Genomic DNA, 12,016 nt, shown 5'->3' with positions numbered 1-12,016 from the left:
CAGCGGAAGATTTCTTTTTCTGTTAATGAGTCTTTGGTTGAGCCGTAGTTTGAGCACGCTATCTGCTACCAAAACCTAAACCCCACGCCCACCCCATGTCTGTTGTATCCAAAGGTCTTGAAGGAATCGTTGCTGCCGAAACCCGTCTTGGGGAGGTGAATGGAGCGGATGGCATCTTGTTCTATTGCGGGTACGACATCAATGAACTGGTCAAGGTCAGCTACGAAGAGGTCGTCTACCTGCTTTACTACAACAAGCTCCCGAATCGCACCGAACTCAACAAGCTGACCACGGCGCTGCGTGCCGAGCGTGAGCTCCCGCAGGGTGTCATCGACTTCCTCAAGGCGGCTCCAAAAACCGCCAAGCCCATCGACATCATGCGCACGGCCGTCTCGATGCTCGGCTGCTATGACTTGAGCCGTTATGACCTCGAAGTCAGCGAAAACATGGCCAACGCCATCCGCCTCACTTCGCAGATCGGCGTCATTGCCGCCTACTACCACCGTGCACGTCAGGGGCTGGAACTGCCGCCTGTGCGCAAGGACCTCAGCGAAGCCGCCCACTTCCTCTACCTGATGAACGGCGAAGTGCCGAGCAAGGAAGCCGAAAAGACCCTCGACATTGCCTACATTCTGCATGCCGAGCACGGTTTCAATGCCTCCACCTTCACCGCCCGCGTCGTGGCTTCGACGCTGAGCGACATGTTCTCCGCCATCAGCGCCGCCATCGGTGCTCTCAAAGGACCGCTGCACGGCGGTGCCAATGAAGGCGTGATCCACATGCTCGAAGAGATCGGCTCCCCTGACAAGGTGGACGCCTGGGTCGCCGACGCACTGGCCCAGAAGAAGAAGATCATGGGCATCGGCCACCGCGTTTACAAGGTTCTCGACCCCCGTGCTCCGCATCTGCGTGAGATGGCCATCCAGCTCACCAGCCAGCTCGGCGAATCGAAGTGGATCCAGATGTCCGAGCGAATCGCCCAGATCATGCGCGAGCAGAAGGGCCTCAATGCGAACGTCGACTTCTACAGCGCCACGGTGTACTACAGCCTTGGCATTCCGACCGATCTCTTCACCCCGATCTTCGCCATCGCCCGTATGAGCGGCTGGACCGCCCACGTGCTGGAACAATGGAGCGAAAACCGCCTCTTCCGTCCCCTCAGCCAGTATGTCGGCAAGCCGTATGGCCAAAAAGTCGTGCCAATTGACGAGCGCTGATACTACCCGGCCGAAAGGTGGGGCAGGAATTAATTTGAATGCTGCAAAGGTGGTAAAACTTTGTGTTTGCCACTAACGTAGATGCTTCATGCGTCTCCTTTCAACCGTCGGAGCCGTCGCTGTGATGCTCGGCACGCAGGTGATGGCGCAGCCTGCCACACGTCTCGTGTGGCAGCCGGTGCAGGAGTATTTCATTCACCGTGACGAAGGGCAGCAGGTGCTGGCAGGCACCAAGCGGCTGAATTCATTCACGGCTTACACCCACATAGGTACCGACTTCGGTTTCCATGGGCCGGCGGAGCATGAGATCGAATGGCTCACCGATGAAGTCGTGGTGCACCTCGGCCAGCAGCCTGATGCATGGGCGGGCATGTGGCACAGCCTGGCCGGGCAGGCGCGCAATGCGAGCCGCGTGATGGATTTCACACATGCCTATCCCGAGCCGGTCACTGCCAGATACCAGCCACGTGTCACGGCGGTCATGCTCAGGGCATCCGGGCGTGGCAGGATCAAGCTCGAGATCAAATCTCCCACCGACGAACAGCGCTGGACGCAGGTGATCGAACTCAACGAGCCGCAATACCGCATGTTTGTCCATCCGGTGGCTCCTGAATCAGTGCGCGATGGGAAAACCATCATATGGACGGCTGAACCTGGTTCAGAAGTCAAAGTGTCCGGCTTGTTCCTCGGCATCGAGCAGCCCCAGATTCCCTGGGATTCTTATGCTTTCCTCGCCTCCTACGCGAAGATCGCCCGCAGTTATTCCATCGGGACCGGTTTCGTGCGTGACCGCGCTCACATTGAGGAGGGGGCTTTTGAGTCCGTCTCCGCCACGGGCATGTATGTCCTGGCCTCCGCGGCGGCGGCGCAGGAGTCGCTGGGTATTGTCACGGCAGATTACGCGCGCTGGGTGCTCACGCGTACGCATGAAGCGGTGAAGAAGCTTAAAACCGGCCGCGGCCTGCTGCCCCATTTTGTACACCGGCATGGGCGGGAGAACGCTTACAGCATCCATCCGGGTACTGAATACAGCACGGTGGACACGGCGATCTACACTCAGTCCATGCTGCAGGCGGCGATCATGCTGGACGTCCCTGCTGTGGCCGAGGACCTGATCCTGCAAATCCAAGAGATCGACTACGATCTGCTGCACCTGCCAGACGGCCACCTCTCGCACGGCCTTGCTGACGACGGCATCACCCTCCTGCCGCATGGCTGGCAGGACTGGGGGGGCGAAACCACCCTGGTGATGCTCATGGAAGGCATCGCCAACCCCGAACACCGCCCGCCGCCCATGCGCACTCCGGGCAAGGCCTGGCAGGGCACGGGTTTCATCACCGAGCTGCAAAGTTTGCTCCATCCGGATTTCGACAGTGACGTGCCCGATGCGCATGACGGTGTTCGCTGGCTCAGCGTACGCCGCGCCATGCTGGGCGCGCAGCGCGCCTACATTCCGAAACGCTGGCCCCAGTCCCATGCCGCACGCAATGGCATCTACGGTCTCTCTGCCGGCGAAAATGAGGCGGGGAACGGCTACTACGTGGGCGGCGTCGATCTGCCGGATCAAAAGCTCATCCATCCGCACTACATCCTGATGTCTGCCACCCTGAATCCGCAGTCCCAGGAGACGTATGACCTGCTCGAACGCATGGAGAAGGCCAGCTACTTCCCGCCTTGGGGCATGGTCGAGAATCTCAATGTCGATGGCCGCAGCTACCTGCCGATGGAAGGTTCGCTGAATGCCGGCTTCGAGGCCCTCAGTGCCTACCATTTGTTTGCCAAAAACCGCAAAATCCCGGACGCGATCTATGCGGCCAGCCTGAAAAGCCCGCAGATCCGCCGCGCCATGCAGCTCTTCTACCCCGTTCCAGCCAAGGTGGCGGGCGGGGAGAGGGAAGCCGCCGCGCAGTAGCAGGGACATGAAGCTAACCCTTGCTCCCGTGCCCATCCCCGGTTAACTGGACCGTCACATGTTTGTCGATCAAATCAAAGTTCATGCGCGCGCCGGAAAAGGCGGCGATGGCAGCGCTCATTTTCACCGCGGAAAATTCCGTCCCAAAGGCGGCCCTGACGGCGGCGACGGCGGGAACGGGGGCAGCCTCATCCTGCTGGTGGATCCCAGCACGGACAGCCTGCGCAATTACGTTTTCAACAGCAAGCTCATCGCCGAGGACGGCGCCAAGGGCGGTGCCACGCAGTGCTCCGGCCGCAGTGGCAAGGATGTGGTGTACAAAGTGCCGCCGGGCACCCTCGTCAGCCGCGTCACTCAGGAATACGACAACGAAACCCATGAACTCGTCACGCGCTACGAACCCGTGGCCGACCTGACCGAGACCAATTCCACCTACGTGCTCTGCAAAGGCGGCAAAGGCGGGAAGGGGAACGTGCACTTCAAGACCTCCACGCACCAGGCTCCGCGTGAATTCACCCCCGGCACCCCCGGTGAGGAAGGTGACTTCCACTTCGAACTCCGCAGCATCGCGGATGCCGGATTCGTCGGCGCCCCAAACGCGGGCAAATCCACGCTCCTTTCCAAACTGAGCGCCGCCAAGCCGAAGATTGCCAACTATCCCTTCACCACGCTGAAACCCATGGTCGGCGTGATCGAGTTTGGTCCAAACCGTCGCGGCAGTCTCGCGGACATTCCTGGTCTGATTGAAGGCGCGCACGAAAACATCGGCCTCGGCCATGATTTCCTGCGCCACATCATGCGCTGTCGTGTGCTGCTCTTTGTTGTCGACACCGCAGGCACCGAAGGCCGCGATCCCGTCTCCGATCTGGAAATCGTGCGCAAAGAAGTCTCTCTCTACTCTCCCGAACTGGCTAAACGTCCTTGGTGCATCATCGCCAACAAGATCGATCTGCCCGAGAGCGCCGAAAACCTCGTTCACTTCAAAGAGCGCTTCAAACGCATCAAAATCCATCCCGTCTCCGCCGAAACCGGCGAAGGCCTCGACAAGCTGCGCAAGTGGCTCGACGAAAAGATCGGGCAGGACGTGGACTGGTGAGGCCGGGATTGGATGGCTGGTTGAAATCCGTCTGGCATGACCCACAGTGAGGCCATGAGCACGGAAGCCATCCTTCAGGCATTCACCCTCTTGGAGCCAGCGCAGCAGATTCAGCTGGTCGAAGACATGTGGGATCGCATCGCGCAATCTGAGGAGCCGCCTCCTCTCACCGCAGAGCAGCGCGAGGAATTGACACGGCGCAGGGCGGCCTACGTGAGCGGTGCGAGTCAGGGCCGTTCATGGAGTGACGTGAAAAACACTCTGCTCGGAAGCGATGGCCGTTGAGTCGATCATTTTACCCGAGGCTGATCAAGAGATCGCGGATGCCTACCACTGGCTGGAGCGGCGAGGCTCTGGACTTGGAAAAGAGTTTCTGCGTTGCTTGGAGGCGGCATTGGCAACGATCTGCCAGATGCCAGAAGGATTTGCCAAAATCATGGATGAATTCAGGCACTTCAAAGTCCGCCGGTTTCCTTATACGATCTATTATGAATTCACGGGTGGCGTGGTAGTCGTTTATGCGGTTTTCCACGGAGCGCAGGATCCAGAGAGACTTCGACGTTCTCTCTGGCTCAGAAAGCCCGAATAAATCCAATGCCCCTGAACCGTTCCAATCTCTGCTGGCTGGCCTTGGCCCTGATCACAGCGGGTTATCTCCTTTTCTGGGCGTTGCTGCTCGGAGCCACGGCGACGTACAGCACGCCGGATTCGTGGCTGCAGGTGCTGCGCTCGCCTGAGATCCGGCATGCGACCTTCTTGAGTCTTGTGACCTGCTCGCTCGCGGCAGGTTTCGCGCTGCTGCTGGCTGTGCCCGTGGGGTATTTGATGACCCGCCTCGAATTTCGCGGCAAATCCTGGCTGGATGCGGCGCTCGATATTCCCATCATTCTGCCTCCCTTGGTGGTCGGCCTGTGTTTGCTGATCTTTTTCCAAACCAAAATTGGCAAGGTGATCGAGATGGCGATTCCCTTCACCTATCAAGTCAGCGGCGTGGTGCTGGCGCAATTCGTCGTGGCCGCTGCCTTCGCGATCCGCACCATGCGCGGTACCTTTCAGCACCTCTCGGCCCGGCCTGAAGACGTGGCGCTCACGCTTGGCTGCACCCGATTTCAAGCACTGTGGCACGTCGCGCTGCCAGCGGCACGGCGCGGCATGGTGGCGGCGTTTTGCATCGCCTGGGCGCGCAGTCTGGGGGAATTTGGGCCCATCCTTGTCTTTGCCGGTGCCACGCGCATGAAGACGGAGGTGCTGCCGACGACGGTCTGGCTGGAGCTCAGCGTGGGAAATCTCGAAGCCGCCGTGGCGGTGAGCTTGTTCATGGTGCTGCTGGCCGTGCTGGTGCTGGTGGCGGTGCGTGCCACGGGGGAAAAAGTATGATCCAGCTCGAACAACTCACTTGGAAGGTCTCTGGCCGCACGATCTTGGAGGGCGTGACAGTGGCGATCCCGGCCAACACCTACGCGGTGCTTATGGGATCGACCGGCTGCGGCAAAACCACGCTCCTGGAAATCCTCTGCGGCCTGCGCCAGCCGACCTCCGGCCGCGTGCTGCTGGATGGCGTGGACGTGACCGATCTGGAACCGCGTGAACGCGGCATCGGCTACGTGCCGCAGGATCTGGCATTGTTCCCGGGCCTGCGCGTGCGTGAGCAGATCGGCTTCGCCCCGAAACTGCGCGGCATGGCTCCTGAGGAACTCAACCAACGCGTGAACCGCCTCGCGGAGCAGTTTGGCATTGCTCATCTGATGGATCGCCTGCCAGACATGCTTTCAGGCGGCGAAAAGCAGCGCGTGGCCCTCGCTCGTGCTCTGGCGGCTCAACCGAAGCTGCTGCTGCTCGACGAACCGCTGTCCGCGCTCGATGAAAGCATGCGTGCGGAGGCTGTGACCTTGCTGCAGCGCGTACAGCAGGAGCATTCGTTCACCGTTTTGCACGTCACCCATTCCAGCAGTGAAGCGGCGGCGCTGGGCACCCTGCATCTGCGAATGGTGGCAGGCCGGCTGGAGGTGGAATCGAAGGGATGATTTTCACTGTGCGGTTGGAATCCCGCCGAAGCTGCGTTTAGTGTCCCAAAAACACCCCCTGCATGGATTGGACTGACTGGCAGCGCGTCCTGAAATGGCGCGCACTCGAAGAAGGCGATGCCGATGGCGTTCTCGTCAATGCGGAGCGTCGCCGTGAGGCCACGGCCCACACGCGTGCCGGACTGGCCTCCGAGGAGATCACCGGAGATGTGCTGGAGGAGCGTTCGGAGTCGTTTCTGGACAAACGAGCCGAGTGGCTGGAGCGCGAGGCCGTGGGCTGGCGCGGCGACTTGATCCATGTGCTCGATCTGCTGCGTGTGCCGCAGGGACGCTGGTCTTGGGCGCTGGCGGGATGGGGCTTGGCGCTGGTGACTGGCTATTGGTTTACCGATCTGGGGCAGGCGGGCGAATTCAATCTGCTGGCACTGCCGCTGGTGGGTCTGCTGGCCTGGAATGCGGTGGTGATTGTCCTCGGTTTGTTGTGCGAACTGATGCCGACCTCCGCAGTGGCTGGCCGGGGTGGCTGGGTGGCGGAATTTCTCGCTCATGGCATCTCGCGCATGGGCAAAGCGACCAAGGAGGTCGAAAGCGGAGTGGCTGAAACCGTGCGGTCGCGGTATGAAGAGCTCGCCTGGCCGCTGGCCTGGCGGCGCTTGCAGATGCGGCTGCGGATATGGTTGCATGTGGCGGCGGCGTTGCTGGCCATAGGTGGCGCGATAGCCCTGTATGCCCGTGGCTGGTCGCACGAATATCGTGCCGTGTGGGAAAGTACCCTGCTGGGAGAGAGCGACGAGGCCGCGGCCTTTTTTGAGACCTTGTTCAAACCCGCCTCAAAGGTGCTGAGAATTCCCGTGCCGCTGGATCAGATCGCCGGCATGCATCGCACTTTGGGCAAGGTGGCGAAACCGGCTGCTGCACTGCCCTGGATTCATTTGTACGCAGGCACTCTGCTGGTGCTGATCGTGGTGCCGCGCCTACTGCTGGCGGGCCTGGGTGCGGCGCGCTGCTGCCGGGTGGTTGCGCAACCGGCCCGTGCCTTGAATTGGGGCGGCTATCTGCGTGCCTTGCTACGTGCGGTGGAAGGCGGCAGCGAGCGCATTCAGGTGCTCGTGCATGCCATCGAACCCACCGCTCATCACCGCGAAGTGTGGGACCGTGGCATCAGGGAGCGCTTCGGCGGCATGGCGCGCGCGGAGTATGTGCGCATCCCAGCCGGGGAGGAGGACGAATTTGCCGCCGCCTGGCAGCCCGTGTGCGCCAATTTGGTGATCCTCTTCAACATGGCCACCACGCCCGAGGCAGAGGTTCAGCGTCGTTTGGTATCCGATGTGCGCCAGCGCCTGCTCACCAAATATGCCGAGCCGGAGCTCGTCGTGCTGCTGGACGGCACGAGTCTTGCGGGACGTTGGTCACCAGAAAAAATCGCCGGACGTGAGCAATTATGGTCGCAGATGGTCGAAGGCCTGGCCTCTGAAGTGATTGTGGCTGTACGCAAAGAATCCGCACGCGCAAAGCCTCCGGTATCGTAATGTTCATGAAGTTTTCGTCTCTCGTGCCCGCTCTTTTTTCCAGAACCAAAACTGCCAGCTCCTCTGACCGACAGTCGGCGGAACTGAATGTGCGTGATGCCTCAGACATCGTCACGCTGAGCCTCATTTCGCACACGAACGCGGGCAAGACGACCCTCGCCCGCACGCTGCTGCGCCGTGATGTGGGAGAGGTGAAGGATGCGCCGCATGTCACCCTTTTCAATGAATCGCACACGCTGCTCGAAACAGGCGGCTTCATGTTGCGTCTGTGGGACACCCCGGGCTTTGGTGACAGTGCGCGGCTGTTGAAGCGCCTTCAGCGCGAGCGCAGCCCCGTGCTCTGGTTTCTCTCGCAGACCTGGGACCGCATCACCGACCGGCCCCTGTGGTGCAGCCAGCAGGCGCTGAAAAATGTGCGTGATGAAGCGGACGTGGTGCTCTATCTCGTCAATGCCGCCGAACCGCCCGAGGCTGCCGCCTACATCGGGCCTGAGATGGAAATCCTCAGCTGGGTGGAAAAACCCGTGGTAGTGCTGCTGAATCAGACCGGGCTTCCGGGGAGTTCATCCATGGAAGCTGCGGAGCTGGAATCCTGGCGGACGCATTTGAAGCAGTTTGAGATCGTGCGCGAAGTGCTGACGCTGGATGCCTTTGCCCGCTGCTGGGTGCAGGAGGACATCCTCATGGATTCCCTGGCCCCCCTGATGCAGGGCTCCAAAATTCCGACCTTCCTGCAGATCAAACGAGCCTGGGCGCAGCGCAATGTGGAGGTGTTTCAAGCTTCGGTGCGCCTCATCTCGGAGCAGCTCACCGCCGCGCTGTTTGATGGCGTGGATGTGCGCTCTGAAACGCTGCTGGAACGCGTGGGATGGCAGCGCGATGACCTGAACCGCGAGTATAACGAAGCGCGCCAAAAACTGGCCACACAGCTGGCGGACCGCACCGAGCAGACGACGAACAATTTGATCGAAGCCCATGGTCTGAAAGGTCAGGCTGGCCATGAGCTCAACGAGATCGCGCGCGAGCATTTTCATCTGCCTCAGGCCGTCTCTGAAAACATCTGGGGTGTGCTGGGAAGTTTCGCCGGCGGTGCCATGGGCGGACTCATTGCCGATCTCAAACTGGGCGGCATGACCTTCGGTGGTGGTGCGCTGCTGGGCGGGCTGGCATCCGGCATTGGTGCCTATGCTTTGATTCGCAGCTACAATCTCGTGCGTGGCAGTGACCAGCGCCTTCGCTGGTCACGCGAGCATTTTCGTGAGCAGGTCAAACTGGCCTTTCTCACCTACCTGGCCATCTGCCATTTTGGCCGTGGTCGCGGTGAATGGAAGGAAAGCGCGCAGCCGCAGCACTGGCAGGAAGTCGTGGATGAAGTGACCGATCTGCACTCCGATGCGCTGGATCATCTGTGGAAATGTGGTGTGCAAAAAGACACTCAGCCCGCGGCGCTTTCACGCCAGTCCCGTCAGCTCACCGGAGACTGCATGGTGGCGTTGCTGGAGCGGCTGTATCCGGGTGTTGATCCTTCGTCGTGGCGGATGTGAGATTCGTGCTCATGCAATCGGCGTTCCAGTCGTGACTGGAAGCTCTGCCAGCAGCGCAGGGCACGGGAGCGGAAGTTGGCGGGAGTGACATTCAAACTGCGCAGGCAGTCGCGGTGATCCCACGAGACGACGCAGGCGGTCGCGAAGTGAATGGCTTGGAACTGCCAGCGCCAGAGACGCTGCATGGCTGGAGTGAGTGCATTGAGACGTTCAAACAGGAAATCACGCTGGAAGGAGAGATGGCCCATCTCATCGCGCAGGAGCTTTTTGGCGACCGTTTGCACGACAGGATCGCTGCAACGCAGGGAAAGCTGGCCGAAATAGACTTCGGCGATGAGTTCCGCCGTGAGCAGCACTTGGATGTTGAACTCGAGGTTCACCAGATCGCGCATCCAGCGGAAGATGGAATTGGTCCATTGCTTTTGCAGCAAGGTGCCGCGCAGATGTTTCACGGTGCGTGCCAGCAGCGCGGCGTGGCTTTGCTCCTCGGCAACGAAGAGGTCAACGGCGCGCTGATAGCCCTTCAGATGTTCCAGCGAGGCGATGCTGCGGGTGTAGCGGCGCAAACGTGTGCCTCCCCCACTTTCCCCCAGCTGGAAAATGGCAATGGAGCGGGCAAGGGAGCTGCGCACATGCTCGGGCAGATCGCATGCGGTGTCCGGCAGTTGCAGCTCATGATTGAGGCGGGTGTTGGCTTCGAAGTGGCTGATCCAATGTTGGGTGTTCATAAGGAGGGTTGGTGGGTGGGTTAGGCGGCGTGAAGCATGGAGCGGAGGAATTCATGGACAGGGTTGCTGCGCATTTCGGCGGCGATCTGGCGCAGTCGTTGCATGACGGCATCCACCGTTTCATCCAGGGTGGAGGTGCCTGCGGTGACGCCCACGTTGCGGGCTTTGCCAAACCAGGCGGGATCGAGTTCTCCGGGGCCTTCGATTTGGATCGCAGGCACGCCGTGTGCGGCGGCTTTTTGCACGAGCTGCCGCGTGTTGTTGCTGTTGCGTCCACCGATGACAACGATGTGATCGCAGTCGCGCAGCAGATCATCCATGGCTGTCTGGCGCTGCTTGGTGGGATGGCAGATCGTGTCGACGAAACGTACTTCGGACCTGCAATGCCGCCGCTTGATCGCATCCACCAGACGCAGGGCAAGTTCGAGCGGTTGCGTGGTTTGTGACACGATGCCGAGTCGTGGATGAGCTGGCACACGATGAAGGTCCGCTTCTTCAAGAACAACAACGGCGGAAGGGAAATCGCCGATGAGTCCACGCACCTCGACGTGCTGACTCTGGCCGATAACAATGGGCTGGTAGCCTTCATTCACCAGCATGGCGAGCGCGTGATGCGCCTTCTTCACAAGAGGGCAGGTGGTGTCGATGACGGTGTGACCGGCACTTTGCCAGGCCTGTCGATGTCGGTCTGAAGCACCATGAGCGGTGATGGCGACCTGCTGCGTGCTGGCGCTGTTTAAATCATCGAGTTCACCGCGCTGCGCACCAAGGGTGGCGAGATGGCGATCAACCAATGGATTGTGAACGAGCTGACCGAGGATGGTGAGCGGCGCGCGCTGGGCGGCTGCGTGGGTGGTGCGCAGGGCGTCGCGGACGCCGAAGCACATGCCATGATGTTGAGCGAGGATGATGTTCATGAGGGTGTTAACTTTGTGTGGCAAAGTGAATGGGCAAAAAACGGCAAGTCAGGTCTGCTGAGCGGCTTTGACGATCTCGCCGAGCACTTCGACGTAGTCTTTAAAGGCCGCGCGTCCGGCGGGGGTGAGTTCGTAGCTGGTGCGCGGGCGGGTGCCGGATTCGTCGCGGGTTTCCTTGATGTACCCAGCCGTGCCGAGGGTGCGGAGGTGGGAGATGAGGTTGCCGTCGCTCATGCTGAGCTCTGCTTTGAGATCCTGAAAGGCCCATTCGCCGCGTGTGGAGAGCAGCGTCATGATGGAGAGGCGGCCCTTTTCGTGAATGAGCTTGTCGATTTGATCGAAGTCGATCATTACGGCTGCACCTCCGCAGGTTGGGCGCTGAGGAACACGGCCAGGGCATAAACAACATGCAGCAGGCCGAAGGTGAGGCCCATGACGAGAGAAGCTGGGCCAAGATCACTGGAGAGCAGGCGCACATCGCTGCAAGCAGCCCAGACGAAGAAGGTCAGCAGACCCGTGATGACGAATGCCCAGCCAAGACGCACCAGCGACCGTGGCGAAAAGCTGGCGGTGCTAAGCAGGGCCAGACCGTAGCAAAGCGCCCAGATCAGCGCGGCGAGGGTGAGATTGTGCAGGAACACGATCAAACCAATGCCCACACTGCCGCCGACAAGCAACGGCGGAACGAAGGCGCGCAGCGCCATGCGCATGCCGGCGGAGACAAAGGGCTGGTTGCGACGTTTGGCCTCTTTGGCCAACAGGAAGACATTCAAAGCTGAAGCGATGGCCAGAATGATGAGCCAGGTTTGCAGGAAGCACATGTCACACATCACGGCATCGCCTTGCATTTTCACCGCGTGCCATACCGGCCATCCGGAGGCGACGAGTGCCAGCACACCGCCAGTGAGCGCCGCAGGAGCAGAGACGGCGCGGTAGATATGCGCCTTTTCCATCAGGGAACGAATGATGCGGAGGTTCTCCAGGGCGGCTTCGGTCGTGCTCATGTGAATCACTTTGCGCGCCAAAGTGAATGGCGCAAGTAAAACTTT

The 12,016-nt window shown here is 60.6% G+C and carries 13 protein-coding genes; 9 read left to right on the top strand and 4 right to left on the bottom strand.

Annotated elements, in window-relative coordinates:
• The first annotated feature begins 95 nt into the window (after window positions 1–95).
• The 9 genes from WAW39_RS16960 to WAW39_RS16920 all read left to right on the top strand — a co-directional run bounded on the left by WAW39_RS16960 (window position 96) and on the right by WAW39_RS16920 (window position 9,322).
• On the top strand, window positions 96–1,217 hold the full coding sequence (locus WAW39_RS16960; RefSeq protein ID WP_422320370.1) for a citrate synthase: 1,122 nt from the start codon (window positions 96–98) through the stop codon (window positions 1,215–1,217).
• Between the two features lie 88 nt (window positions 1,218–1,305).
• Window positions 1,306–3,129 carry a hypothetical protein gene (locus WAW39_RS16955; protein WP_422320369.1) on the top strand — a complete coding sequence of 608 codons (1,824 nt, stop codon included), beginning with the start codon at window positions 1,306–1,308 and terminating at the stop codon, window positions 3,127–3,129.
• Between the two features lie 58 nt (window positions 3,130–3,187).
• Window positions 3,188–4,225, top strand: a complete 1,038-nt coding sequence (gene obgE, locus WAW39_RS16950) for a GTPase ObgE (RefSeq protein WP_422320368.1) — start codon at window positions 3,188–3,190, stop codon at window positions 4,223–4,225.
• A 54-nt stretch (window positions 4,226–4,279) separates the two neighbouring features.
• The gene (locus tag WAW39_RS16945; protein ID WP_422320367.1) at window positions 4,280–4,510 is read left to right on the top strand and encodes an addiction module protein; all 231 of its coding nucleotides are present in this window, start codon (window positions 4,280–4,282) and stop codon (window positions 4,508–4,510) included.
• Window positions 4,500–4,814 (top strand): type II toxin-antitoxin system RelE/ParE family toxin, encoded by a 315-nt coding sequence (locus WAW39_RS16940; RefSeq protein WP_422320366.1) that lies wholly within the window; start codon window positions 4,500–4,502, stop codon window positions 4,812–4,814. Before WAW39_RS16945 ends, WAW39_RS16940 begins: the two co-directional genes overlap by 11 nt.
• A 5-nt stretch (window positions 4,815–4,819) precedes the next feature.
• Entirely contained in the window at window positions 4,820–5,602 is a 783-nt protein-coding gene (locus WAW39_RS16935) for an ABC transporter permease (RefSeq protein WP_422320365.1), read from the top strand.
• Window positions 5,599–6,249: an ATP-binding cassette domain-containing protein gene (locus WAW39_RS16930; RefSeq protein WP_422320364.1), complete on the top strand. Its 651-nt coding sequence runs from the start codon at window positions 5,599–5,601 to the stop codon at window positions 6,247–6,249. Before WAW39_RS16935 ends, WAW39_RS16930 begins: the two co-directional genes overlap by 4 nt.
• Window positions 6,250–6,311: 62 nt before the next feature.
• On the top strand, window positions 6,312–7,778 hold the full coding sequence (locus WAW39_RS16925; RefSeq protein ID WP_422320363.1) for a hypothetical protein: 1,467 nt from the start codon (window positions 6,312–6,314) through the stop codon (window positions 7,776–7,778).
• 5 nt (window positions 7,779–7,783) lie between these two features.
• On the top strand, window positions 7,784–9,322 hold the full coding sequence (locus WAW39_RS16920) for a GTPase domain-containing protein (protein ID WP_422320362.1): 1,539 nt from the start codon (window positions 7,784–7,786) through the stop codon (window positions 9,320–9,322).
• On the opposite strand, the gene WAW39_RS16915 is transcribed toward WAW39_RS16920, so the two are convergent.
• Genes WAW39_RS16915 through WAW39_RS16900 form a run of 4 tightly spaced genes read right to left on the bottom strand, consistent with a single transcriptional unit; the run spans window position 9,244 to window position 11,971 of the window.
• Window positions 9,244–10,050 (bottom strand): hypothetical protein, encoded by an 807-nt coding sequence (locus WAW39_RS16915; protein ID WP_422320361.1) that lies wholly within the window; start codon window positions 10,048–10,050, stop codon window positions 9,244–9,246. The genes WAW39_RS16920 and WAW39_RS16915 overlap by 79 nt on opposite strands.
• Window positions 10,051–10,070: 20 nt before the next feature.
• Window positions 10,071–10,967: a 4-hydroxy-3-methylbut-2-enyl diphosphate reductase gene (gene ispH, locus WAW39_RS16910; protein ID WP_422320360.1), complete on the bottom strand. Its 897-nt coding sequence runs from the start codon at window positions 10,965–10,967 to the stop codon at window positions 10,071–10,073.
• A gap of 48 nt (window positions 10,968–11,015) precedes the next feature.
• Entirely contained in the window at window positions 11,016–11,318 is a 303-nt protein-coding gene (locus WAW39_RS16905; RefSeq protein WP_422320359.1) for a transcriptional regulator, read from the bottom strand.
• Window positions 11,318–11,971 (bottom strand): hypothetical protein, encoded by a 654-nt coding sequence (locus WAW39_RS16900; protein ID WP_422320358.1) that lies wholly within the window; start codon window positions 11,969–11,971, stop codon window positions 11,318–11,320. Before WAW39_RS16900 ends, WAW39_RS16905 begins: the two co-directional genes overlap by 1 nt.
• Window positions 11,972–12,016 lie beyond the last annotated feature (45 nt).

This window comes from Prosthecobacter sp., from assembly GCF_049294395.1.
Classification (GTDB): Bacteria; Verrucomicrobiota; Verrucomicrobiia; order Verrucomicrobiales; family Verrucomicrobiaceae; genus Prosthecobacter.
The sequence above is the reverse complement of the archived record's forward strand: the minus strand, read 5'-3'. Positions and strand labels throughout refer to the sequence as shown.